Consider the following 26925-nt stretch of genomic DNA (forward strand, 5'->3'; position numbering starts at 1 on the left):
AAAGGGGGGCTATTTAATGAAATATTTAAACAATTTGAGTTATATAATTTATTAGTCATTAAATAGCTGCTAACACCCTCTACTCTTGAATCCGCTCTCCTTTACCAATTTATTGAGGTATTAAAGGGCTAGAGATGTAAATCACCCGCTCTTTCAGGTTGGTATGTGATATTTGATATTTTTACTTTAAGTGTACCACCACCGGGTTTTGGCCTCTCTATTTGTTCACCAATAGCGAGGCCAAGTAATGCACTACCAATAGGAGCTAAAATAGAAATTTTCTTTCCACTCAAATCAATATCTTTTGGATAAACTAACGTTAATTCTAAGTCTTCTTTTGTCGAGTCGACGATAAAGCGGACAGTAGAGTTCATTGTTACAACGTTTGTAGGTATTAGTTGAGGCTTAACAATGTTTGCCCTAGCAAGTTCTTTTCCAAGGTAGATTTTCCCTGGCAGCCTCTTGTTGGGTAACCTTTCAATTAGAGACTCTAATCTTGATGCATCTAAAGAAGAAATTGTTATTTCTGGTTTTGTATTCATTGATTTCTCGATGTACTACTTAATTTTAAATGTAACAGTAAAAACTGCGTATTAAAACGCAGTTGTGCAAAGGTATTGACAGGCGGGTACTTATCTAACCTTCTTCTTTCTTGGTTTAGTAACGCCTTTATCGGCAGATTCTTTTTTTAATTTTCGTTTTTCTTTCAACGTTAAGGTTGGTTGTTTTTTTTCATTCTTAGCCATTTAATTACCCATTGATAAATAAAAAATAATAATAATTCGTTTAATTAAAAAATTAGAAATTTAAACATTCAATAGACATCTTCCTCCATATTAATTTTATTAATAACCAAAGTTAGAAAGTTATAGATATAAAATACAAAAAGCCGTAAACACACCTCAACTTGAGAATGTAATGTTTAAAAAGACTTAGTTTATGAAATTAGTATTTGTATCGGTGGAGATACATGGACGCGAAAGCGTCCCTTTAAGAGGGGAATTTTAGGGCGAAGCTCCCTAAGAATAAAATATAATTTGATACTGCTATAATTTTTTTCATAAGGCCAATATAGCAGTTTGAATTATAACTTCAAGTCGATAAGTAACTTTAAAAGAAATTTAAATAAAGGCTAAGCCCTTTGTATTTAGGGCATTGTTCTACTGTTTTTATGGAGTATTTTAGAAGGTCGAAAAGTAGTGTTAAGATTAATTTGAATTTAATCATGTAGCTGTATCGCTATATGATGTATTTGTAATGATGTTTTATTATTAAACATATTAGATTAGCTTTTGGCCGTCGAACCTTCTTACTTCAAAATAGCATGTTTTATTATCAATATTAATTTATGAATTTTGTTGTGACGGAATAACATTGACCATAAACTCGTATGTTGCTAAGTCCTAATCTCAACTAGGATGGTAAGCGGCAGTGAAATGTTGTTGAGGCACTCTCGCAGCTATATAAGTTTTGGAATAAAAGCTAAGTTTTGATTCAGTAAATACTACACCGCTTAATCAGGAACTCAGTTAAATGAAAGTACTCTAATTATAATCTGGCTATTTAAAGGTAAAGGACTAAGTGTTTATTTTGATATAAAAATTTAAAGTTAATAACTCTAAACATTAAAACACTTCTTTTCTAAAATATTACTAGTTAAGCTTGAAGATATTATTTAAGTTGCTATATTGTCCCGATGAAAACTTTTATATCAGTACCATATATCATTAACTTCTTAAGGAGCTTCGTCCTTAAATTCCCCTCTTAAGGGGCATATCTCTATGCCCGTCTGTATTTACAGGTAACTATCCAATTGACTTATAAATAAAATCATCGGTGTATTCAAACATACACATATTTGGGGTTATTTTATCTTTTTTCATATGCACTGAGCATATGTAATAAACCTTTGTATTAGTAGATTAGGAGGCTATGTGAGTTGATTCAAAGTAAATTTTAGTTTGTTACAAGAGTACGTAATTAATCTGTTATTTATTATTTAGGTGGACATATGTCGAAGAATGAAATGAAAAAACCAATTTTATCGTTGAAAGAAAAGCGAAGAATGAAGAAAGAACTTAATACGGATAAAGTTATAAAACCTAGAAAAAGAAAAAATTAAATAATAATGGGGTCATCAATGGCCCCATCTAAAACTAAATGACTAGGTTTCAAACGATAAAAATTACCAGTGCATAAGTATTGTGTGTAAATAGGAAATTTTTTATCAAAAGTTATTTTTATTTCTAGATAAAACCTACTCTACCAGCTTGAACAAAGTTAAATAACCTTTCTTATCGATCGAGTAATGTATCTTATTGCTGCGGGTCCTGAGTTATAAGAACGAATATTATGTCAATATTATTGAGAACATAAATGAATAAAAAACCAGAAATCACAATTTCATCTTTAGATTTAGAGCGCTTATACAAAATAATTGATTTGATACCTAAAAGCAGTGTGGCAGGAGTTAGTGGGCTTGAAGAAGAACTTGCTCGTGCAAATATAGTTGACCCTGAACAAATACATCCAGATCTAGTCACTATGAACTCTACTGTTAAATTTGCTGTTGAATCATCAATGAAGGAATTTACACTAACACTTGTATACCCGAAAGATATAGATTCAAAAGGTGAAAGAATATCAATTTTAGCTCCTGTCGGAAGTGCTCTTCTTGGATTAACGATAGGGGATAAAATTGAATGGCCAAAACCAGGTGGAGGATTCATTAAAGTTACGATACAAGAAATACTTTATCAGCCAGAGAGAGGCGGTGAGCTGCATAGGTAAAATAACCATTAAACTCGGTACCTTTATTTAGGATCTTTTAGCCTCATAATGTTTTATAAGAAACGTTCACTTTATTGAATATAATAGGACCATACGAGTATATATGGGTTAATTGAAGGTTAATATTTAAATACTATCTATGTTTTGAGCTAGAGATTAGATTGTTTGTTTTTTATGAGGCTATTTAGCTTCACTCTATATATTTATACAATTTGTATTATTAAATTTTTTAAGGGATATATTGCTATGTGGATATTTTATGCATTACTCGCTACATTTTTTTTTGGTGCTAGGGGAGTATTGTATCAATGGACATCACAAAAAAGGCTTGATCGTAATTTATTGTTATTCGGTGTTTTTTTTGTTGGGTTCATAATCAGTATTTGTGGAGTTCTATTGTTAGAACAGCAGTGGTATCAGTGGGCCGATGTTGCTGTTGGGTTAGCATTAGGTTTTGGTTCTTTTGCGGCAAATGCGTTCTTGCATAAAGGTTTTTCTGTTGGAAAAGCTTCTCTTATTAGCATTCTGTCAGGCCTAACGCCTTTATTTGTATTGCTATTTGCTTATTTATTATGGCAAGAAACTTTAACAACATTTCAGTTAGTTGGCTTTTTTATCATTTTTGGTGGGCTTTATATTATTCGCTATTCCAATGATATTTCTATAAGTAATCTGCAAGGGGCACAGTGGGGTTTACTTGCGGCATTATTCTTTTCATTTAACGACTTACTAGGTAAACAATCTACTCTACTTGAAGCTGATACTTTTGCGACATTAACGTCAATGTTTGGTTTTGGTAGTTTTCTTTTTGCCATGAGTTGGTTAGCAAATCGTAAAAAAATGTTAATTCATCAAAATGATATTCGTCCTAGTTGGTCTGGTATAAGAACTTTTTCATGTGGGTTGCTTATAGGTTTGACTAATGTCGCTGGCATGGTTGCAATAATATCGGCTTTTGCAACGGGTAATACAGGATTAGTCTCAGCTATTTCTGGAATGAATATTTTGATTATTCTGCTGTATTCTCGCGTTATTTTAAAAGATTCTTTTACCAAGCAAGAGGTTTTAGGGCTAACGACTGCATTTTTAGGGGTTATTGTACTGAGATTGAGTGCAGTTTAATTGTCTTTACAGTAAGTAATAAGCATTAAAGCTTTCATAGCCTGAAATGTGGTTCTCAATTTTAATTTTGTGTGGATACTTATTAGTGTCGCAAATAGCTTATAAATAGGAATAGTAAAAATGAAAAAAAAATTAGCATTAATTGGTTGTGGCTATTTAAGTCAAACTGTTGCTATGGCTCTAAAAGATGGAAATTTCCCTGAATACGAGCTAGTTGCTGTGTTAGGAAGAAACTCGCTTAGAACTAAGAAATTTGCTGATTATTTCAATTGTAAACCTTGTACTGATATTAAAGCGTTTATGGATTCAGAGCCTGAATTTGTCGTAGAAGCTGCATCAGCTAATTCTGTTGTCGATTATAGTGAAATAATTTTAGAAGGTGGCTCTCATTTAATTGTGTTGTCTACGGCTGCATTTGCAGATGTTGCGTTATATCAAAGAGCCATAAAAATAGCGGCGAAGAAAAATACTAAAATATACATAGCTGGTGGTGCTACTGGAGGTTTTAACCTTCTTCAAACAGCTGCCTTAATGAGTACTACGCCGATCGATGTAACTATCACATCTAAAAAGTCCCCTGGTTTTGTCGCGCGCACTCCATTTTACAAAGATGGTTTGATGGATATAACTGAGCCAGAAAGAGTATTTACAGGGACCGCTAAAAAGATCATCGATATTTTTCCTTATGTTTTTAATGTGGTTTACGCAACGTCATTAGCTAGTGCGGGTCCTGAAGCAACTAAGTTTAATATTGATGCTACACCTAATTTTACTGGAGATGATTATAGGATAGAAGTTAAAGGGGAGAACGTTGCTTTAGATTTAACTATTAAATCTGATGATTATGCTATCGCAGCTTGGAGCGTCGTTTCGATCCTAAAGAATGCTGTGTCTCCAGTTGTGTTTATGTAGAAATATATAATTAACAATACTAAATGAAACCTATTAGTTGAAACATTCCCTATTAGATAGTTTCAACTAATAATCATGCTAACGTATCTGCATCAGAATGATTTTTAATAACTAATGGTACCAAAATTAAGTTTATCCAGTCCTTTAGATAAATAAACCTTGATCAAATAATTAAGACGAATCTCTATGTGGCGATGGCTAAAAACACTCTTAACTATGTTTAATGTTTTGTTTTTTTATATGTATTTTGTAATGCATATACTTGTGGGTTACTAAGGAGTTAGTGTTGTTTAAATTTACCCTAAAGCAAAATGACAAATTATCAATTCAATTAACTCACCACATGAAGAAAGGAGAGAATAGACGCGTTGATTTATATTTTTCATTACCTAAAGAAATGGGGATCAATAAAGATACGCTATCAGAAACTGAATATTTTAATGCAGGAATTGACGGGCGGAGAACATACCATACTAAAGGTTTACATTTAGCGTTATTACTTCAACACTTTTCTAATAATATGAGAGATTCTGTAGCTGACTATAAAAATAATTTAAACCAATTTGCCTACCAATATATCACCGCACTTGATACTGGTTTAAATGAAGTATTAGCAATGAATGATAATGATGACTTAGCAGAGTATTACAGTGCGGCTGTTGAATTGACTGAAGATTGTTTAGATATATTAAAAAAACATCGCAGCCAGAAACCTACAGGGGTAAAACTTCTTTCTGTTTATGAAAGTATCGATAATTACTTATCATGGTATACAGAGCAAAGTATTTTGCGAATATTAGTTAAACAGTCACGAACTAGTGAATTTTCTGAAACTCGCTCTTCTTTATTAAGTATCTGCGAAAAAGAAAGCCAATATCGAAGTAAAAAAAACTATAATTTGGCAGCAACAATTAGAGACTCTAACCGTATTGCTAATAAGATGAGGTTATTACGTCGCTTGATTGAATATGGCGTTATATTTAAGAGTAAAACAATCACTTTAGGTAACAATACCCGAAAAATAGTTTCTGGTGTTGCAACTGCTTTATTAATGAGTGTTGTTTTAGTTTTAATTTTAATGACTCAAGGGGCATTTAGCCATTTAAGTTCCCTCATGATTCTTATTTTATCTGCAATTTATGGAGCGCGAGAGATATTTAAAGAAGAGTTTATAAATATCTTATGGCGATGGGTTAGTCATGGAAAGCCCAAATGGTCACGTTCTTTATATGATGCGACTAGCAGAAAGGAAATAGCAAAACAAAAGGTATGGCTTGATTATCTTAAAATCAAGAAATTACCGAAAAAAAGTAAGTCATTATTAGCGGAGCGTCGTTCTCAAAACCAACAAAGTGCTGAAATATTACATTACCGCATTGAAACCTCTGTAAATAAAAAAGGTTTTCAAAGTGGTTACGATACGATTGAAGAAAGTATCGTATTTAATCTACGTCCATTAACTCGTTTTATTGAGGGGGGAATAGATAAAGTGTATGAGCGTGTTAAAAATTTGAATAATAAAGAGAAAATTCAAACAATATCTATAGAGCGACGCTATCAGATTAATATTATTATTGCTTTTGATCAGTGTGGGGATAAAGAACATTTTGAGCGTTATCGTATTACTCTAAATCGTTCAGGCATTGTTGAAATTGTTAAAGCGGGTGAAGTAAAAATAAAAGACACAAGCAATAAAGGCTTTAAATCAAGGTTACACTCATTATTGCGACTGAAAAGATGTGTCTAAACTAAAGTCAATTTTGACCGTTATTTTTTACATGTACCTTGATAGTTATAGTTGACAACAGATTGATAAATAGCAATCCAGATATCTTTTATATCACCTTAAGCACAACATACTTCATTTAGAAGTTTAAATGTTTTTTATCAGTCGCTTATGCTTTCTATATAAGTAAATATATGTTGTTATGATGTGCTAAACCTTAAAATAAGTGGCTAATAAAAATGAATTCATATAAAAAAATTGACAGTAAAGCGACTATGATAATCACTTTAATTTGCTTTGTTTGGGGTGTACAACAGGTATTATTAAAAATGGTTTCATCTGATATGTCACCTGTATTACAAATATCGTTAAGATCTGGTATTGCTGCATTTCTACTTATAATGGTCATGTTTTGGAGAAAAGATAAATTAATTAGTAAAGAGACTTGGAAGCCTGGTGTAGTTGCAGGTTTACTATTCGCTTTAGAGTTCTTTTTAGTTGGAGAGGGATTACGGTATACGACAGTATCACATATGGTTATCTTTCTTTACAGTGCCCCAATATTTGTTGCTTTAATACTTCATTTTAAAATAGTATCTGAGCGTCTTAATAGACTGCAATGGATTGGAATTGGGTCTGCATTTTCGGGGATCGCTCTTTCTTTTCTTTGGAAGTCAGAGGTTGCAGATGCCAAGGTGATAAATGATATGTTGTGGGGAGATGTGCTTGCTGTTTTAGCTGCCTTATCTTGGGCTGTGACAACTGTATTGGTAAGAACTTCTAACTTATCAAGTGCACCTGCAACACAGACATTATTATACCAATTAATGATTGGTTTTATAGTTATCCTTATTGCCGCAATAATGACAAACCAAACTCATTTTACATTGACGACGTCAACTGTTAGTAATCTTATTTTCCAAGGTGTAATAGTTTCTTTTGGGAGCTTGTTATTATGGTTTTGGTTATTACGTAACTATGCTACTTCTGAATTGGGTGTTTTTACATTTATGACACCAATGTTTGGGATATGCCTTGGGGTTATGATATTAAATGAGCCTTTAGAATTGAGTTTTATATTTGGAGCTATACTCGTTATATTTGGGATATTTCTTGTAAATAATCATCAATTAATACAAAAAAAATTGGCAATTATTTTAAAAAATTAAAAATTAAATATTAAATTATTTTTTTGTATTTTGAAAAAAGTTTCGAACTAACTTAGGGCCATTCAAAAGGCTCTAATTTTTTAAGGATAAAATAATTTTCTTCTTAACCTGGTTAATAGCGTACTTCTAAGACTTTTAGAGGGAGATCTGATTTAATAGCTTAACCTTAGTGATGAAGTGACTGGTAAAAGTTAAAAATGACTTATAAAGCAGAGTTAGATAGGAGTTTCAGCATTAATTAAAGTACAACATAAAACCCAATTAATAACTCTAAATGGGTTTTATGTTGTTTAATTTTAAACTAAACCTTGATCCAACATCGCATCTGCAACTTTAACAAAGCCAGCAATATTTGAACCTAAGACGTAATTTCCTTTATCACCATACTCAATCGAAGCTTGATAAGCCGTATCATGGATATCTTTCATTATTTTCTTTAATCGAGTATCAATCTCTTCACTAGACCAAGATAAACGCATTGAATTTTGTCCCATTTCTAAACCCGATGTTGCAACACCTCCAGCATTTGCAGCTTTTCCCGGACCAAACAGTATTTTTGCATCAAGAAACTTATCAACTCCTTTTTTACTTGTTGGCATATTGGCTCCCTCTGAGACAAGGTAACATCCGTTATCAAGTAATAATTGAGCATCATTTTCGTTTAGTTCATTTTGTGTCGCGCTTGGGAACGCTGCATCACATTTTATAGACCAAGGCTTTCTACTCGGATAAAATACTGCACCAAATTTATCTGCATATTCTTTGATACGTCCTTTTCGTACATTTTTTAATTCAAATATAAATGCAAGTTTTTCGTTAGAGATCCCATCAGCATCATAAATAAAACCTGATGAGTCAGATAATGTTACAACTTTAGCACCTAATTCATTTAACTTTTCTACTGTATATTGAGCAACATTACCTGAGCCAGAAACAACACACACTTTATCCTTTAAGGTTTCGTTTCGTGTTGCAAGCATCTCTTGTGCAAAATATACTGAACCATATCCAGTAGCTTCTTTACGAATTAACGAACCACCCCAGCCAAGTCCTTTACCAGTTAAAATGCCTGTAAATTCATTTTTAATTCTTTTATATTGACCGAACAAATAGCCTATTTCTTTAGAGCCTACTCCGATGTCACCAGCTGGGATATCAGTATTTGGACCTATATGGCGATAGAGTTCTGTCATGAAAGATTGACAAAAATGCATAATTTCATTATCAGATTTACCTTTTGGATCGAAATCAGCCCCTCCTTTTCCTCCTCCCATAGCAAGCGTGGTTAAAGAATTTTTTAGTACTTGCTCGATACCTAAAAATTTTAATATTCCTAAATTAACGGTAGGGTGAAAACGTAAACCGCCTTTGTATGGGCCAATAGCACTATTAAATTCAACTCTAAATCCTCTATTTATTTGTGGTATACCTTTATCATCAAGCCAAGGAACTCGAAAAATTATTACACGCTCAGGCTCAACAAATCGTTCCAAAATTTTTGCTTTTTGATATTCGGGATGACGCTCCATAACAGGGGTTAGAGATGTTAAAATTTCATCCACAGCTTGATGAAATTCAGATTCGCCTGGATTTTTATCTTTAACTAATTTTAATATTTCATTGGTATATGACATTTATATTCTCATTGAATTAAAAGGAGCGTGTACTTAACTAGCTAATAAAAAAGTATATTTTATCAGAAAAATAACTTGTTCAATAACACTTGAAGTTATCAGAGCAACATATCATTTTATTGCGCTGTTATAAATACTATAGGGAAATAAACGCACTATAATAGTGCAGGACTGTATAGGACAAGCTTAATAGCCCTTTCATTTACTTGATATTATTCAGGATGCAAAAATCAGTAAGCTGAAGAGTAAACAAATTCTAGGCATAAATGCATTGAAGGTGGTATTAATATTGGTTATCTTTGTTTTAAAAAGTGTTGTTTCCTGCATTAATCCACGAATATAAGTGTGTAGCAACGTTCAACCTCTATTGATAACGCGTTTATCCCATTGCCTATACCTTCAATGAGTACACCTAACGAGATTTGAGTGGTGATTGCTACGGCAAGCAAGATCAATATGGCATAAACGTTATAAGATGAAATTTGTGTTCATATAGTGGTAATGTCCGGAATCGAAGCCTCAATGTTGGTATGTTTGATAGTGTTAAGCATTAATGTCGATATTGGTGTAAATAACATACGTTTGTTTATAGTTAGTAGAATAACGTCAGCCACATATATAATGAAAGTTTTCATCTAAATAGTTATTCGTTATTAATCACTTGAACATTTACAATGGAGAAATGAGAATGAAAAACCTTCCCTTTATCACAATTTTTTTTGTAGCTCTAAGCGTTTTACTAAGCGCTTGTGTACCTAAAGAACAGTACAATAATGTTAGTGAAAATAATCAAGCAAGCTCAAGCCTGACGGAAACGTATTGGAAATTGGTTCAGCTTAATGGTGTACTAGCCCAAATGATTGTTGGCCAAGAGAGAGAGCAGTACTTTGTATTAGAGTCGCAAAATAAGCAAGTTAGGGGGTTTGCTGGCTGTAACAGTTTCTTTGGCCAATTTGAAACAACGCAAAGTAAAAATTCAGATTCGCTTCAATTCAAAACTTTGGGGGCGACAAAAATGGCCTGTCCCGATGCAGAAATCGATGAACAGGCCTATCTAACTGTATTCGGAGATACAGCTCATTATAAAATAGTGGGTGAAACACTCACTTTACTCGATCATGATCGTGTAGAACTTGCGACGTTCAACTCTGTATACTTACACTAATAAGTTGAATAAGCATAGGATGAGCTTGGTTGAGCTGTATCATTTGAAATGAAAGTGTTTAGTATGTGGCGACTATGTCAGTTAGTTGCCCTTCATATTAAAACGAGTAGTTACGGTAGTCTTCTTCGCATATCTACTAGTCGCATTAACCCCCTGAGTGAGCGCCTATATTTCATCTAAAGCCGCGATAAACCATATGAACTGTAATCTAATATTTGGTTTCGATATCTCCGATATTTAAATGGAAGTATTCTGTTTATTAATGATGGTGAGGTACAAACTCCAAATTAAATAGTGTGCCGTGCAATTGTTCTGAATACTGACGGCTAATTAGTGTCTTTATCACACTACGTTAACTATATTGCTGGTAATAACACTCTAGATGAGGGGGAGCCTTGCTATTTTAGTCAGGTAAATACTCGTTCAATATATTATATTCGACGTGGATCACATCAGTACATATAACAGAAACTTACTAATAAAAATTATTTCAAGATTTTGTCTTCAGAGCTGATCCAAGCGCTTATTTACCCAACAGCTTTATCTTCTGACAGGTGCATTAATAATAACTGATTTTATCCAATAAATTCTTTAGGGTTTAGATAAATACAAAGTTGAAGTAATGGTGGTTTTAGTCATCATTATTGATTTATTTTTTCATTTAGGTGAGTATAGTGAACAAACAATAGGTGCGACAAATGAATTCATTACTTAAAATATCTGAAACTATTTTATCTGAAAGAAAAAAACGAAAATGGAGCCAACAGTTATTAGCTGATTATGCAGGGCTTAACAGGACAACTATTGGCAAAATTGAGCGTGGAGATTACGATGATGTAGGGTTAAGGAAAATAGAGCGTATCCTTAATCTATTTAATAAATCATTAATGGTAACAGATTCAGGCTTACCTACTTTAGACCAATTGAAAGAGACTAATAATGGCTAACGTTGATGTTTACACTCATGGAAAGAGAGTCGGAAGGCTACAGAAAGAAAATGTGGCACACCATTATTCGTATGACTTAAATGCAAAATATGCATTATCCCTTACTATGCCTATACGATTAGAAACCTATACATACGAAGGATTACATCCATTTTTTCAGATGAATATGCCAGAAGGGGGCTTACGTTTAGCTATTGAGAAAGCAACCGCAAAACAGTATGGCAGTAATGATTTAACAGTATTAGCATTGTTAGGAAATAATCAAATTGGCTCTGTACGATATGCACTGGAAGATCAAGTGCTAGTTGATGAGAGTGAATTGGATTTAAGCTTAGAACATCTTATTAAAAGCGAAGATATTGACCTTTTCTCTGAACTATTATCAAGGTTTGCTCTGCGCTCTGGTGTTGCTGGAGTACAACCAAAAGTCTTGCTAGAGGTTAAACAGTCTAATCATGATCAAATTGAGTCTAAAACTACCTACCCAATTGATTCATATATAGTCAAAAGCTGGGGAGAAGAATATCCAGAATTAGCATGTAATGAGTTTATCTGCTTAAGCATGGCAAAAGCCGCAGGATTAACTGTTTCTCCTTTTTATTTGAGTGATAATGGGCAGTTACTGATAACTAAACGCTTTGATATTAACGATTAAAACAAGCCAATAGGATTCGAAGATTTTTGTGTTTTACAAGGTCGTTCGACTAAACAAAAGTATGATGCAAGCTTAGAGTCTTGTGCGAATACTATCAGTCAGTTTGTTTCACCAGAGTATCGTAAAATTGCTTTATATGACTTTTTTAAACTTACTGTTTTGAATATTATTTTACGAAATGGTGATGCGCATTTAAAAAATTATGGTGTTCTCTATGAAAGTCTATCTGATTACAAGCTGGGGGAAATACCAAAGACTTCTGTCGTATTTTCACCTGTATTCGATATTGTTAGCACAACGCCTTATATCAAAAATGATACGATGGCACTAAGTTTAACTGGTTCCAAACGCTGGCCAAAATGGAAAGTGCTGGTTAAATTTGGCAAGCAACATTGTTCACTATCAAATAAAGAAATTACCCAAATTATAGATGAAATTGAACTAGCTAAATTACATGTTTTACCCATCATTAAAGAGCTTAGTTTGAAGCATCAAGGCTTTAGTGATATTGCAAAGAAAATGCTTGAATTGCTTTATGAAAAAATAGCAGAATAAATGCGCTATGCAGCTGATAGTAAAAATACTGTTAGCTGTTTAGGTAAAATATTCCGTAAAAAATATCAAGATTTAATAGATGGTTGTAGGCGGGAATTAAATAAAATTTAATAGTGATTCGGCTAAAATTATAACTATGTGCAAAAAAGACAGTGATAGATAATAGGTCAATTAAATTTGAATCTGTTACAATCTTATGTTGTTTGAATTCAAAATACTCTCTTCAGTTTTACCTCGAAAATCTAAGTTAAAAAATTATTATTTAAAATAAATATCTTTAATCGGTATAATAAACCTAGAATTTATACAGTTTTAGTCGTGACCAAAAATCTACAGTGACCATCAAAAAAGTGTTAAATGGGCTTTAATTGGTGTGTGCCGAAATTGTGTTAACATGCTGATTAAAAAGGAAAACTATGCTTTTCAATAGTTTAAGTTAAGTAGGGTCTTAAGCCTTCTAAGCCGTAGGCCACAGGTTCGAATCCTGTAGGGCGTACCATTTTTAAAAAAGTTTAGTGGCGGATGTAGCTCAGTTGGTAGAGCCCCGGATTGTGATTCCGGTTGTCGCGGGTTCAAACCCCGTCATTCGCCCCATTTTTTAAATCTTAAGTTTAAAAATGTTTAAGTCGTTGCGGAATTGGCGGAATTGGTAGACGCGCTAGATTTAGGTTCTAGTATCGTAAGATGTGAGAGTTCAAGTCTCTCATTCCGCACCATTTAAACAGTAATATCAATTAGTTAATTACAATTCCTGACTAATTAGATATTAACAATATCGGTGATTAGCGCAATTTGGTAGCGCATATCCAGTGTTTTGGAAAAGAGTTGGACCAGAGGGTTTAATCTTTTATTACAAAATACAAATAAAATACTCGGTGATTAGCGCAGCTTGGTAGCGCATCTGGTTTGGGACCAGAGGGTCAGAGGTTCGAATCCTCTATCACCGACCACATTTGAAACCCGTATTACTTTTTAAAAGTAATACGGGTTTTTTCGTCTTAATCTATTAAAAAATCTAAATTAGTCAAAAAGATAGCTCAGGCACTAAGCTGTCGCTTATTCGCTCCATCTATCACCGACCACATTAAGAAAACCGCTTTATGCTTAAACGCAAAAGCGGTTTTTTTTCGTCTTTAATTTGACAATATCAACCCAGTTTTAAACCAGTATTATTCAAATTTCCCTCTTTTTTAACACTACTTTTAGTCGCTTTGAATAACTAAAAAAACACTAAAATTTAGCTCGGTGACCAAATGGTGTCCATTTTGGTGACCAAGTTTATTTAAAGCGGATTGATTACTGTTTTTTTTAGCCATCTACCCTGTAAATAATTCTGTGTAATTACCATTTTTACCAGATGATTCTTCAAGCGGTCTTCAAACTCTATTATAAACCAGCTCATCGTAGCTCTCCGCTGTTGAACAGTTTTGACCATTTATTTGATGCCGCTCTAATTACTAAACAAAGGCACTTGTTGTGACAAAAGGAACGTTTGCTGAGTTATATAGTGTCCAACAGATTGATTATATCGTTCATTGGAAGGTGTCTAAGTATTACCTACCAACAATGCCCTACACCATCATTTCAAGTGGTAGCTTGTCTTTATCAAGGTAATAGCATCTTGTTCTTTAAGGCATTGGGCAATTCAAACAGGAGAAAGGACTTCAGATAATGAATTGTAATGTTCAGGAGTGAAGGCTTCAATAGGGTGAAAGTCGTAATCTAAAGTCACAAAAATACCGACGTTGTTTGAACATCGGATTTTGATTACATATACCTAAAAATCAATACTTTTTATTAACTGATCAGCATTACATCTTAGGTTGCTATTTTTGTTGATTTTAGATCGTCACAATCGATTTATGGAGTGTCTTTTACAAATTAAGCAAGCCATGTAAGGATCAACTTTGTCTATACTTTGTAACATCAGATATTAGTTTTACCTGCTTTGTTAGAAATCCATTCTTGCATGTCGATTTTTAGTTGCTCAGCTTTTTTGCCAAAAATAGCTTGTATTTCATTCTTGACGATAATTACTTTTAAAGCGCCAAGTTTTTCTATTGTTTTTTGGTCAACAATTTTTACCTTATCTACTTTTACACGTAGACGAGTAAAACAGGCGTCAATGTCAGTGATATTGTCTTTGCCACCAAAAGCCATAACAAGATCACTAGCTAGTTTTGCATCTGCTTTATTAGAAATCCATTCTTGCATGTCGGTCTTTAGTTGCTCTGCTTTATTGCCAAAAATAGCTTGTACTTCATTCTTGACGATAATTACTTTTAAAGCGCCAAGTTTTTCTATTGTTTTTTGGTCAACAATTTTTACTTTATCTACTTTTACACGTAGACGAGTAAAACAGGCGTCAATGTCAGTGATATTGTCTTTGCTGCCAAAGGCTAAAACAAGTCTTTCAGCAGTATCTTCATAATTCGTTAATGGGGTATTTGACATATTTACTGCTCCTAAAACACAATTAAAGTATTGACTATTAACTGTGCATTTAAATTAAATGAGTTGTGTTGATTGATGTAAGTACGAGCATTCCCTTATAAGAAGTTAAAATTTATATTACACCAATCTGACTATTTTTGACCTAATATCAGATAGAGGAAACAAGTTAATTCAAAACAGGCTTTTATATAAACATCTGTTTATATTGAATAAATTATAATTAGATAACAGGTTTTATCGTGAAATTATATACCACCACGAATATGTTGTTTTACTTGAGATTGATAAAACATTTTTAATTTTTTATCAAGTTCTTCATCAAGGGGAGCCAAGTTACTTACCTGTGCATTTTTTATTACCTGTTGCGGGCTACTTGCTCCAGCAATAATGGTGCTGACCTGTGGTTGATCTAATAACCAACGTAACGAGGTCTCTAATAAGTTTAAATGGCTAGGCAGCATTGCTTTAAGCTGATCGACCAATTCAACCCCTTTATTAAACGGTAATCCATTAAACGTTTCGCCGACGTGAAATGCTGCACCGTCTTTATTATAATTACGATGGTCTTGCTCTGAAAACTTCTGATCTTTAGCCATTTTCCCGCTCAACAACCCACTCGCTAATGGTAAACGAACAATAACGCCGATATTATTTTCCGCCGCCTTTGGTAATAATGTTTCGATCGCCTTTTGTCTAAAAATATTGAAAATAATTTGTACCGTGGCAAGTTTGGGTACTTGGCAGCAAAATATGGCATCGTCAATCATTTCAACACTGGCACCAAAGTTTTTAATTAGTCCTTGTTGTTGAAAGTCTTCTAACCAATTAAATATTTCACCATTTCGTAATACTTCAGGCGGAATACAATGTAACTGCACTAAATCTAAAGCCTCAAGGCCTAAGCGCGTTATCGACCCTTGTATATTTTCTCTTACTTTATTTTTTGTGTAACTCGCAGGGAACAACGTTTCCCCTCGGCCCACCTTAGTGATAACAAATGGCTTTTCTTTACTTTTTTTCAGCCATCTTCCGATACGTTCTTCGCTGATTCCGCCACCATATACATCAGCGGTATCTAATAAATTGATACCTTCATCTGATGCTACCGATAATATTTCTTGTGCTTGTTTGTCTTCAAGAGGGCCAAAATCATTTCCCAATTGCCAGCAACCAAGGCCAATTTCAGAAACGTCAAAGCCCGTACTACCTAATATTCTTTTTTTCATTATTATTTACCTTGTAAATGGGAGGTATCCAATCATTGCTGAACGATTATTCATCGAACATAAATTAATTATTCAGCGTACTCAAATTGATTATTCGAAATGGTATTTTTGCCCAACTTGTTGTCGAATAGTATCCATAACCGTCATAGTGGCGAGCGTATCTTGGTGAGTGATGCCTGGGCTTTCTAATAGACCCCCACGAATGCAGGACATTGCTTCTTCAATTTCGTATTCAAAACCTGTCGAACGGAAAGGTTTATCTATTGTCAATGTTTCACTTTCGGTCACTAATGTGGCTTTATTTGTACACCAAAACATATCATGTATTTTAATTTGGCCTTTAGTACCATAAATACAAAAATCGTTACGGTGTTTTGCCATAAAACTACAAGTAAACTGTGAAAATCGACCATTGCTGTACTGCATATTTACAGAGGTATGCTCATCAACCTCTGTTTCAGTTAATAATGACGTCGCTTGAATAGATTCAGGGGTTTCCCCGTAAACCCACTGTGAGACAGTTATGTTATATATACCCATGTCTAACAAGGTACCTCCCGCCAAATCATGGTTATATAGTCGGTCGTCTAGATCTTTTGGTATACAAAAACCAAAGTTTGACTGTAACGATTTCACTTCACCGATAACACCCGCATCTAACCAATTTCTAACTTGCTTATAAATAGGCAGAAAGCGTGTCCAAACCGCTTCCATTAAAAATAGACCTTTAGATTTTGCCAGTAACATTAGCTCTTGCGATTGCGCGGCATTCACTGTTAATGGCTTCTCACAAAGCACCGCTTTACCGGCTTCTAAACATAATTTAATTTGTTCATAATGAAAACGATGTGGTGTGGCAATATAAACCGCATCAATTTTTCTATCGTTCACTAGTTCATTGTAATCTAGATAGATATTTTCAATTTTATATTTATTAGCAAAGTTTGAGGCTCTTTGTTCATTGCGACTAGCAATCGCATAAAGTACGGCATCATCTATCACGGTTAATGCTTGAGCAAAGTTTTCAGCAATGCGCCCAGGTCCAATAAGACCCCATCGAAAGTGTTCCATCTTTTTTCTCCCTATGGTCGATAGTAGTATTAGCAAATTCATCAATAAAAACATGAGCAATAATATTAGTTTACCTAATAAAATATTGTTTACATATACCTATGCTTTAAACTCATTGTTTAATAATGTTAAACAATCTATTCAAAAGTTAGCTCTATAAGGATATGAAATATGATCGATAAAAAAAATCTGCAAGGTATACCTGAATTTCTTAGGGTGGTTGATGATGGAAGTTTTAGTGCAGCGGCCAACATGTTAAACAGTTCGCGCTCAAGAGTGTCACAACTAATTACTCAACTAGAAAAAAACTTAGGCGTGCAGTTATTACATCGTTCAACACGATCTATTATGCTAACCGATATTGGAGAACAGTTTTATCGTCAATGCACACAGGGCTTATCCTATATAGAGCAAGCAATCGACCAAGCACAAGAAGATCAACAAACATTGGCAGGGGAAATAAGAATCAATGCGGTAGGTGGTATTTTTGGTGAGCAAATTTTAACACCGTTACTTTTTCTATTTATGGATCAACATCCTGATGTAATTATCACCTTAGATTTTAGCAGCGTGCATGTCGATTTAATTGCCCAACACTACGATATTGTAGTGCGTATGGGGCCTTTACCTGATTCAAATTTGATTGCTCGGCCGCTAACAAGTTTTAAAACACATGTTTGTGCTTCACCAGAATATTTACATAAACACAAAAAAATTAGTCATCCTAAAGATTTACTCGAACATAACATCATTTTAGGATCAGTTCATAAATGGCCATTTACTAAGCTGAATTTGTTAGGGAATAATGACAAAGAGCGTGACCATTATGAGTTAACCCTAAAAGGAAAATTTCACTGTGCGAATGGACATGTCAGCCGCCTTGCCGTATTAAATCATCAAGGTATCGCGCGTTTAACCGATTACCATATTAAAGATGACCTAGCGCAAGGACGTTTAGTAACGGTATTTGACGATTGGCAATTAAACGACAGTATAGTGTCGCTAGTTTACCCACAGGCGCGTTATAAAATTCTCCGCGTTCAAGCACTGATCGATTTTTTGCTACATAGCTTTGGAAGATAGTTATGAAGGGTAATATCTAGCTAACTGGGAAATTAAACTTTTTAACCTTAACTCTGGTAAATAAAAACGAAATTTATTTAATAATCAAATGGTTAAAATTTATCACTGTACAGTATTGATAGTTTTGTGTAGTTCCAGAAAAATCATCGTAGCAATAACTTGTTATTGGTAGCTAATTTAACGCAGAAACACACGAAAATGGCTGTGCAGTATCGATTGGCTTATTGAACTGAGATTATTTATAAAAAAGTAAATGACAAGCCTTGGAGTGTTTAGATGAATCTCAAAATATCGAAGATCAATTCCTACCTTAGAAATGGATGATCACCTTCGCTAAGTATTTTCCGAGACTTGTATGCTAATGCAATGTACGTTATTGGGGGGATGCTTTTGAAGCTAAGATTTACACTTAATGGTGCAGGTAATGCGAATAATAAAATTAAACTTGTAGTAGAACTGCTAGAGCATTCGGTTTCCGCATTGGCAACAATCAGTAATATATAAATACAAAAACCATATATTACAATTGTTTTTTTTCTTATTACTGATACTTTTAGGCAAACTGAAAGTATGAGCATTCACAATTTTTAAGATAAAAAATTTTACTTATAATTTAAAGCGTTGAATCTAGTTTTATGAGCGAAATTTACACAAGTTGTTTTAACAATAGTTAGAAAGAAGAAAATGTTAAATTTTTTGATTGAAATGCTTTTCCTATAAATATGGGAAGAGAGATAAGTCGTGATAAATTTAATTATTACAAATTTATTATTTCGGAATATAGATTATGGCACGTAAAAAAGATAAACAAAGTGGAAAGGGCTCTGCTGGTCAAAATCGCAAAAAAAGTGAAGATTTTTTACTGAAATACCAACAAAAAGATAGCGTCATATTTTCTCATTCAGGGTTAATGTACCGAGTTATTGAACAATCAGAAGGTCGCTATCCAACCATTGATGACAGTGTTGAAATTCACCAGCGAATTTTATTAACTGATGGTTCAGTTATCGCTGATACTTACCAAGTTAATAGCCCAGAAAAATTTAGCCTTGAAGAAGCCATTGACGGGTTGACTGAAGGTTTACAACATATGCCATTGGGATCGAGATACGAATTTGTAATACCTTCTGATTTAGCTTGGGGTAAAAAAGGCAATGGCGGTAAAATAGGTGCCCATGCAGTACTAGTTATTGATGTACGCTTAATAGATATATATTAATGATAAGGGTACTAAAAAAGTGACCGTTTTGCTGGTTAAGATAATCACTAACTTCGTGATGTGTTTGAACATGAGAAAACCTTCTTCAGAAAATCATGCCTTGTTATAAATAATTTACTCTGCGCAGTCTCAGATCACTATATTAATTTTATTGGTATTCGATAAAAGTTGTATCGACTTTTAATCGTTAGTATCAAGGAAAGTGTAATGTCATTTTAATTAACAAATTTATCTGATTTTAGGGAGCGTTACACAGTAACTTACACTACATTTTTTTATAAGAAGCCCCAAATTACTGGTTATTATTGAAAATAAAAGTTCAAGTAATTTGAAACCGTACTTAATTAATTTTTTACCAAGGTCTTTAAGCATGCAAACACTGAGTAAAAATGTTAAATCTGCATTGAAACAAAATTTAGTGCCAGGGGTAGTATTACAATTGTTTGCAGTGCTCACTGCATTGTGCTACTTCTATTATGAGCCAGCGGCTGTCGTCTTTACCTATTTGAGTGATTTAAAAAGTCAATATGGTTGGAAATATGCGATGTTATCAACTTCTCTTTTTGGTGGGTTTATCCCCTTTATTTACCTCGTTTTAACCAAACAAATTCATGAAAAAATTGCCGCTGTCGGTCTTTTTTATGTTCTATTTTGGGCTTATAAAGGTGTTGAAGTAGATTTTTTATATCAACTTCAAGAGAATTGGTTTGGCACTGGTAATGATGTAGGCACGCTAGCGAAAAAGACGATTATTGACCAATTTGTTTATGGCTCTCTATGGGCAGCACCGAGTATGGCGATTGCATACTTATGGAAAGATAAGCTTCTTAATTTTCGTCAAACATTTGCAAATATTGATAAGTCGTTTGTATTCGTGCAAATTCCCACAACATTGGTTACCAACTGGATAATTTGGATTCCGTCAGTCTTGATTATTTATTCAATGCCTTCTGATTTGCAAATTCCATTGTTTAATTTTGTGTTATGTTTCTTTGTATTGCTTCTTTCTAGTATCAGTAAAAAAAAGACATAAAAAATCTTGGTTACCCGCATTTGTTAGCCATAAGTTTACCTTAATGAATTGTCATGACGGATTCATTAAAACGGTCACTCTTTGGCCCTCCAAAGCGCGACATAAAATAGAAACTAAAAATAACTTATTTTGTATTAATCGGTGGATAGTATGATTAACAATCCAATATTAAAAGGCTTTCATCCTGACCCTTCTATTTGTCGCAATGGTGAAGATTATTATATTGCAACGTCTACTTTTGAGTGGTTTCCCGGTGTCAGAATATTCCATTCCAAAGATCTCAAAAACTGGCGTCTTGCTGCAACACCATTAGATTCAGTCGATATGTTAGATATGAAAGGAAACCCAGACTCAGGTGGGATTTGGGCGCCTGCTTTGAGCTATTCTGATGGTTTATTTTGGTTGTTATTTACGGATGTGAAAGTCATTGATGCCCCTTGGAAAAATGGCCGAAATTTCTTAGTCACTTCATCAAGTATCGAAGGGCCATGGAGTAAACCTATCCCGATGGGGAACGGCGGTTTTGATCCGTCATTGTTTCATAGCGATGATGGTCAAAAGTATTATGTGTATCGCCCTTGGGGGCCAAGAAATCATAGTGATCCATACAATAAAATAGTGATGCAAGCATTTGATGCTAAAACAAATAGATTGGATAAAAAACGAATTACCATATTTGAAGGGACTGACCTCAAATATACGGAAGCACCTAACATTTATAAGAAAGACGGTTATTATTATTTATTAACTGCTGAAGGTGGTACAAGCTTTGAGCACTCAGTAACGGTGGCTCGTTCGCAAGATCTCTTCGGTCCTTACGAACTAAGCCCTCATGGCGCATTAGTTACAACGTGGCATACACCTAGCAACGAGATACAAAAAGCAGGACACGGCGCACTTGTCGAAACCCAAAACGGTGAATGGTTTATTACCTATTTAGCGAGTCGTCCACTGCGCTTTCCTGATAAACCGCTGCTTGCAAAGCATGGTCGTGGAATGTGTCCTTTGGGTCGTGAAACTGCAATTGATAGAATCGAATGGCAACAAGGTTGGCCAATCGCCGTTGGTGGGTCACATGCTAAACTGCAAATTCCAGAAGCAAATTTACCCGCCTGTGATTGGGGGATCTCTGAACATTTTACTGATAACTTTGATAACTCTAAACTAGATAATAACTGGCAAACATTACGTATTCCCTTTACCGATAAACTAGGCAGTTTAACTGAAAAATCAGGCGTGTTAAGGCTTTATGGAAATGACAGTTTAGTCTCACTCTTTGAGCAATCAACGATTGCTACACGCTGGCGTCACCACCATTTTAGCGCACAAACTAAAATGACATTTTCACCTGAAAATTTCCAGCAATCAGCAGGAATTTGTTGTTATTACAACACGAGTAATTGGACTTACTGCCTTATTGATTTTGATGAAGAGTTAGGTAAACGTTGCTTGCGTCTGATTCAGATTGACCAACAGATTGCAACTTTTCACCATTATGATGGTAATGAAATTATTGTGCCTGATAATATTGCACATGTCTGGATGAAAGTTGATGTTGAAGGTCTCGATTATTACTACAGTTACTCCTTTGATGGTGATAACTGGATACAGTTTGAGAAAAATTTCGAATCTTGGAAGCTATCAGATGACTATATTAATGGCCGTGGTTTCTTTACCGGTGCATTTGTAGGTTTACACTGTGAGGACATAAGTGGTGATGGTTGTTTTGCTGACTTTGAATCATTTACTTATCAAGCCAAATAAGATGAACGATTTATACTCGTTACCAATCAAAATGGTGTGTTTTCACCTATTTAAATTAAGGAAAGTGTATTGATGAAAAAATTTGGATTTATAGGCTTAGGTATTATGGGTAATGCAATGGCATTAAACTTAGTTAAAGCAGGATTAGATGTAACGGTTTGGAATCGAAATAGTGATAAATGTGATGAGCTAGTTGCACTTGGTGCTCATCAAGGAAAATCACCAAAGCAAGTTGCTGAAACATGCGATATTACTTTTACTATCGTTTCTGACCCTGCCGCTGCGTTAGCTATTTGCGATGGACCTGATGGTGTATTAGCAGGCATTGGAGAAGGTCGCAGTTACATTGATATGTCTACTGTTGACGATGCGACTTCACAAACTATTTCAGCAGCAATCATAAAAGCGGGAGGGCGCTTTTTAGAAGCACCTGTTTCTGGGACGAAAAAGCCAGCGGAAGATGGCACCTTAATTATTTTAGCTGCAGGTGACAAGTCTCTTTATGATGATGCTTTACCTGCCTTTGAAATAATGGGGAAAATGTCGCCTTACCTCGGTGAGATTGGTCAGGGTGCTAAAATGAAACTTGTCGTTAATATGATTATGGGGGGGATGTTAAGTATTTTCAGTGAAGGAATGTCACTTGGCCTTAAAGCAAACCTTGATGGTCAACAGTTGTTAGATATTATTGATGCAGGTGCAATGGCAAACCCTATGTTTAAAGTGAAAGGACCCATGTTGTTAGATGAAAATTACACAACAAGCTTCCCACTTAAACATATGCAAAAAGATATGAGGTTAGCTGTCGACTTAGGTGATAAATTAAATTTAACGTTGCCTACAGCAGCGATTACAAACGAATCTTATAAACAGGCCCGCAAAGCCGGTTATGCAGAAGAAGATATAGCTGCGATTTATAAAACAGTGAAATAAAGTTTAATCATTAAATTATATCGATTATATATTCTTGTCTTGGAACATTATGAGTTTAGATATGTTATTCGTACCATTAATCGCATGGCCTTTATTTAAGCTAGCACCACCTTGCATATTTTTGCTTTCGTTGCCGATTACAGTCGCAGGGTTGATGTTATTGTCTATAGTAATGCCTGCCAATAATCAAGCAGTCAAATCTGGTTTATTTGCTCCGCTCTTGTGCTCGCAGTATATTTTAATTTTAACAGTCTTTATGCACAATGCATTTCGCCGTTTTCTTTAACTGATATTCAGTTAATCGTAACGGGATCATTGAGGTTTTTATTTCAGCTTATATGAAGCTTTACTTCGAACTGTCGGTGTTGATATTTGGCTATAGCTTGGAATGAGTCTATTAATCGCGACAAGTTTACATTACCTAATACAAGCCATCCGCCATTGGACATTAAATATGTCGTAACGGCAAATGCTTCCATTATTATTGTATTAGAAACTATTTGGAGGGGCAAACTGACTATTTGATAGAACGAAAAACTGACACATTCAATAAAAATATTGTTTTGTTTACTGATTTTTTTTCGTTATTAATTTGACGTCGAGGTGCATCAACAGGCTCTTTAATAATAATAAGTAAAAACATAATTGTTGGCAACCGGTGACCAATCGCATGAAATACGTTATCAATTACTAAGTAATAATTTATACGAATACAGTCCCTAATTTGTATAAAGATTTACACAAAAAATCCCTCAACCTTAAAAGAATTGAGGGATTTTTATCTTTTAGTTCGCTGATGGTTTGTAAGTATTTAGCTTAAAAGGAAGTGCACCTTTTTTACTAATATCTAATAGCAATACGCTACCCGCAAGAGGTTCTTTTTCTAAACTTTCTTTATTTAAGCCCTGTGCAGCACTTGTGACAATTAATTGATTAAGGTTTATTCCACCAAATGCAATCATCGTCGGTTGGCTAATAGGTAAATATATTTCATCAATTTTTTCTCCTTCAGGAGAAATAACACAAATTTTACCCGTGCCATACATTGCAATCCAATAGTTACCTTCAGCGTCTACAGCGGCACCATCAGGGTATTCATCTTCTTGGGTAAATTTATAAAAAAGTTGTGCTTTTCCTAGCTTTTTTGTTGTTGAATTATAAGGGTACTTTAAAATTTTTTGTTTCGGCGTATCAGTAATATATAACCATTTACCATCGGGAGAGAATGCTTGTCCATTTATAATTGTATAGCCTTCCATTATCGTTTCGCAGATAACACTATTTTTAGTAATGTCAAAATAATACAAGTTTCCAGTCGCAGTCGTTGCATCTCCAATTGTTCCAGCGAGTAGATTCCCATCCGGAGTCGGTACGCCATCATTAAACCTTTGCGTAGGTTGATCACTTTCAGGGTCCATTATAAATTGAACAGCAGAGGAGAAATTTTCAAGAAGAAATAGACCAGATGATGCAGTCAAAATAATCTGATTCGTTTTGGTAAAAGCAAAACAAGCAGGGTTGAAATCGAATATGCGTGAGAATAATTTTTTATTTAAAGTGTCATAGCGATAAAGTGCTTTACCTAAAATATCGACCCAATACCATGATTCCTCTTGTTCATTCCAACGAGGACATTCCCCTAATTGCATCTCTAATTGTGCAAGTGTTTTTATGGTTGACATATTAATTGGCTCTCTTGAATCATGTTCGTTATATTTTTTAGTATAGTGGAACGTAGTTTTATTATTCAGGGTGATAATCAATCTGTTATTAATACTTTATTAAGGCTACCTGTTTTATAATGATATAAGTCGCTGTCGGTTTGTGTAAAAAGTATTCTTTATATTGGATTTTTTAACAGTACTTATTTCAAAGCTTGCCGTGATTGCTATACTATTTGGCTAAACTCTTTCAACTACTCGTTTTAAATTTATATTTAGGTCTGTATTTAAAGTGTCCTATTGAGTTTTGTTTAAAAGTAATGATATATACCATTACTTTTGTATCAATGAAAAACGTACCCACGTTTTTGAACGCCAGCGTTTAAACATCACAATGCCACGAATCCATTCATCCATTCCGATAGCTAAACATGCGCCTAAAACACCATATCCCCAATATATGCCGAGCATATAACTTGAAAGAACTGCGATACCCCACATACTCAGGATCCCTATTTGAACTGGAAACTTAATGTCACCAGCCCCTTTGAGCGCAGAGATGAAGATTAGATTAAATACACGACCTAATTCAATGAAAATTGATGCAGCTATCAGTATTGCGACGAGTTCAACAATTTCTTTGTCTTGTGTAAATAAATCTATAATCGGATATCTAAAAGTAAAGATTAATAATATTGCTGAAGTAGATACAATTAAACCTACTAAAAAATATTTTTGTACTCGTATTAAGATATCATCGTGCCAGCCTTTACCAATAAAATAGCTTGTTTGTATTTGTGCTGCTTGTCCTAATGCGAGAGAAAAGGCAAATGATAGTCGCGTAATGTTTTGCATATAAGTTAAAGCGGCTAAGGATGATGTTCCCATTTGAACGACAAAATATACAATCGTCATTTGAGCCATATTGTAAGAAAGTATCTCACCAGCATTCATTGCTCCAATCTTTATTATTCTTTGGAAGATTGCATTAGGAATGTTTCTAAAGTCTTTAAATGGTAGCTCAATATCTTTGGAACGAATTAATTGGCACATTAGAAGGGTTGCGACAATCTGGCTTGAGACTGTCGCAATGGCTACACCGGCTACGCCATATACAGGCAATCCAAAAGGTTGATATAGTGCAATATAATTACCTACAATATTAACAATACCTGCGACAAGATTGATAAACATAGGTGATCTAGAATATCCGTGACTTCGCAATATCGTTGTCAATACGATACCAATGGTTATGTTGAAAGTGAATGAACCACTAATGATCAGGTAATCATAGCCAAATTGAGCTACTTGCTCCTCTAAGCCAAAAAGTGAAATAAACGATTTAGCGCCTAAAAATACAGTAATGCTAAGCGCTCCTCCAACAACAACTGCTAACAAAATACTGGCAACGCCTACTTGAGCTGATTCTAATGTACGTGATGCTCCATTGTATTGTGCTATAAGAATGCCTGTACCACTGCTGACCATCATAGAAATTATGATTAGAAAAAACGAAATTTGGGCTATAACGCCAACTGCTGAAACAGCAAGATCAGAGTAGCCACTGAGCATGAAAACATCGGTAGTATTCAGTGCTGTGCGTAATAACACTTCTATAAAAATGGGCCAAGTTAACGCTATAATATTCATGCGTTTATTGAGCGTTGAAGACGAACTAAGCATAATAACCTTGATTGATTATGAAGGAGGAGGGACTATTGTTTGCAACAAACACATAGGAGTCTAAACGTTTGCTGGAAGTTAAAGCCACTAATTATTTAAAAAAGTAAATTAAAGTAATAATTC

20 protein-coding genes, 3 tRNA genes and 1 pseudogene are annotated in these 26925 nt (G+C 34.3%); 17 read left to right on the forward strand and 7 right to left on the reverse strand.

Going from position 1 to position 26925, the window contains the following annotated elements; all coding sequences use genetic code 11:
- Window positions 1–128: 128 nt before the first annotated feature.
- Window positions 129–542, reverse strand: a complete 414-nt coding sequence (gene rnk, locus MT391_RS00185; RefSeq protein ID WP_028870294.1) for a nucleoside diphosphate kinase regulator — start codon at window positions 540–542, stop codon at window positions 129–131.
- A 1834-nt stretch (window positions 543–2376) separates the two neighbouring features.
- Here rnk (MT391_RS00185) and rnk (MT391_RS00190) point away from each other — a divergent pair.
- From rnk (MT391_RS00190) to MT391_RS00210, 5 genes are all read left to right on the forward strand, one after another.
- Window positions 2377–2790, forward strand: a complete 414-nt coding sequence (rnk, locus tag MT391_RS00190) for a nucleoside diphosphate kinase regulator (RefSeq protein WP_499496557.1) — start codon at window positions 2377–2379, stop codon at window positions 2788–2790.
- 246 nt (window positions 2791–3036) lie between these two features.
- Complete coding sequence (locus MT391_RS00195) at window positions 3037–3912, forward strand: EamA family transporter (protein WP_299662444.1); 876 nt, start codon at window positions 3037–3039, stop codon at window positions 3910–3912.
- A 120-nt stretch (window positions 3913–4032) separates the two neighbouring features.
- The gene (locus tag MT391_RS00200; protein ID WP_499496558.1) at window positions 4033–4824 is read left to right on the forward strand and encodes an aspartate dehydrogenase domain-containing protein; all 792 of its coding nucleotides are present in this window, start codon (window positions 4033–4035) and stop codon (window positions 4822–4824) included.
- Between the two features lie 286 nt (window positions 4825–5110).
- The gene (locus tag MT391_RS00205) at window positions 5111–6571 is read left to right on the forward strand and encodes a hypothetical protein (protein WP_499496559.1); all 1461 of its coding nucleotides are present in this window, start codon (window positions 5111–5113) and stop codon (window positions 6569–6571) included.
- A 218-nt stretch (window positions 6572–6789) separates the two neighbouring features.
- Window positions 6790–7719 carry a DMT family transporter gene (locus MT391_RS00210; RefSeq protein ID WP_299662435.1) on the forward strand — a complete coding sequence of 310 codons (930 nt, stop codon included), beginning with the start codon at window positions 6790–6792 and terminating at the stop codon, window positions 7717–7719.
- Window positions 7720–8015: 296 nt separating this feature from the next.
- On the opposite strand, the gene gdhA is transcribed toward MT391_RS00210, so the two are convergent.
- Entirely contained in the window at window positions 8016–9353 is a 1338-nt protein-coding gene (gene gdhA, locus MT391_RS00215; protein WP_299662432.1) for an NADP-specific glutamate dehydrogenase, read from the reverse strand.
- Window positions 9354–10041: 688 nt separating this feature from the next.
- Between gdhA and MT391_RS00220 the strand changes: the two genes are divergently transcribed.
- From MT391_RS00220 to MT391_RS00245, 6 genes and pseudogenes are all read left to right on the forward strand, one after another.
- Complete coding sequence (locus tag MT391_RS00220) at window positions 10042–10518, forward strand: META domain-containing protein (protein WP_499496560.1); 477 nt, start codon at window positions 10042–10044, stop codon at window positions 10516–10518.
- A 698-nt stretch (window positions 10519–11216) separates the two neighbouring features.
- Window positions 11217–11465 carry a helix-turn-helix transcriptional regulator gene (locus MT391_RS00225; protein WP_028870072.1) on the forward strand — a complete coding sequence of 83 codons (249 nt, stop codon included), beginning with the start codon at window positions 11217–11219 and terminating at the stop codon, window positions 11463–11465.
- Window positions 11458–12675, forward strand: a pseudogene (locus tag MT391_RS00230) (type II toxin-antitoxin system HipA family toxin). Before MT391_RS00225 ends, MT391_RS00230 begins: the two are co-directional and overlap by 8 nt.
- A gap of 518 nt (window positions 12676–13193) precedes the next feature.
- Window positions 13194–13269, forward strand: a tRNA-His gene (locus MT391_RS00235).
- Between the two features lie 37 nt (window positions 13270–13306).
- Window positions 13307–13391: transfer RNA gene (locus tag MT391_RS00240), tRNA-Leu, on the forward strand.
- A 157-nt stretch (window positions 13392–13548) separates the two neighbouring features.
- Window positions 13549–13625: transfer RNA gene (locus MT391_RS00245), tRNA-Pro, on the forward strand.
- Between the two features lie 976 nt (window positions 13626–14601).
- Here MT391_RS00245 and MT391_RS00250 read toward each other — a convergent pair.
- The 3 genes from MT391_RS00250 to MT391_RS00260 all read right to left on the reverse strand — a co-directional run bounded on the left by MT391_RS00250 (window position 14602) and on the right by MT391_RS00260 (window position 17426).
- Window positions 14602–15129 (reverse strand): glucose PTS transporter subunit EIIB, encoded by a 528-nt coding sequence (locus MT391_RS00250; RefSeq protein ID WP_299662421.1) that lies wholly within the window; start codon window positions 15127–15129, stop codon window positions 14602–14604.
- A 245-nt stretch (window positions 15130–15374) separates the two neighbouring features.
- Window positions 15375–16355: an aldo/keto reductase gene (locus tag MT391_RS00255; RefSeq protein ID WP_499496561.1), complete on the reverse strand. Its 981-nt coding sequence runs from the start codon at window positions 16353–16355 to the stop codon at window positions 15375–15377.
- Window positions 16356–16445: 90 nt separating this feature from the next.
- Window positions 16446–17426 carry a Gfo/Idh/MocA family protein gene (locus MT391_RS00260; RefSeq protein WP_499496562.1) on the reverse strand — a complete coding sequence of 327 codons (981 nt, stop codon included), beginning with the start codon at window positions 17424–17426 and terminating at the stop codon, window positions 16446–16448.
- A 171-nt stretch (window positions 17427–17597) separates the two neighbouring features.
- Here MT391_RS00260 and MT391_RS00265 point away from each other — a divergent pair, with 171 nt between their 5' ends.
- The 6 genes from MT391_RS00265 to MT391_RS00290 all read left to right on the forward strand — a co-directional run bounded on the left by MT391_RS00265 (window position 17598) and on the right by MT391_RS00290 (window position 23744).
- On the forward strand, window positions 17598–18509 hold the full coding sequence (locus tag MT391_RS00265) for a LysR family transcriptional regulator (RefSeq protein WP_499496563.1): 912 nt from the start codon (window positions 17598–17600) through the stop codon (window positions 18507–18509).
- A 787-nt stretch (window positions 18510–19296) separates the two neighbouring features.
- Window positions 19297–19728, forward strand: a complete 432-nt coding sequence (locus MT391_RS00270; RefSeq protein ID WP_166371195.1) for an FKBP-type peptidyl-prolyl cis-trans isomerase — start codon at window positions 19297–19299, stop codon at window positions 19726–19728.
- Window positions 19729–20098: 370 nt separating this feature from the next.
- On the forward strand, window positions 20099–20761 hold the full coding sequence (locus MT391_RS00275) for a hypothetical protein (protein ID WP_499496564.1): 663 nt from the start codon (window positions 20099–20101) through the stop codon (window positions 20759–20761).
- Between the two features lie 150 nt (window positions 20762–20911).
- A complete protein-coding gene (locus tag MT391_RS00280) occupies window positions 20912–22525 on the forward strand; it encodes a glycoside hydrolase family 43 protein (protein WP_499496565.1) in 1614 nt (537 codons plus the stop codon).
- Between the two features lie 72 nt (window positions 22526–22597).
- Entirely contained in the window at window positions 22598–23458 is an 861-nt protein-coding gene (locus tag MT391_RS00285) for an NAD(P)-dependent oxidoreductase (protein WP_166371201.1), read from the forward strand.
- 49 nt (window positions 23459–23507) lie between these two features.
- The gene (locus MT391_RS00290) at window positions 23508–23744 is read left to right on the forward strand and encodes a hypothetical protein (RefSeq protein ID WP_499496566.1); all 237 of its coding nucleotides are present in this window, start codon (window positions 23508–23510) and stop codon (window positions 23742–23744) included.
- A gap of 499 nt (window positions 23745–24243) precedes the next feature.
- Here the strand turns inward: MT391_RS00290 and MT391_RS00295 are convergent, their stop codons facing one another.
- Window positions 24244–25140 (reverse strand): SMP-30/gluconolactonase/LRE family protein, encoded by an 897-nt coding sequence (locus MT391_RS00295; protein WP_166371203.1) that lies wholly within the window; start codon window positions 25138–25140, stop codon window positions 24244–24246.
- A gap of 312 nt (window positions 25141–25452) precedes the next feature.
- Window positions 25453–26802: an MATE family efflux transporter gene (locus MT391_RS00300; protein WP_499496567.1), complete on the reverse strand. Its 1350-nt coding sequence runs from the start codon at window positions 26800–26802 to the stop codon at window positions 25453–25455.
- Window positions 26803–26925 lie beyond the last annotated feature (123 nt).

It is taken from the genome of Vibrio sp. 1-Bac 57, assembly GCF_037546855.1.
Classification (GTDB): Bacteria; Pseudomonadota; Gammaproteobacteria; order Enterobacterales; family Psychromonadaceae; genus Psychromonas.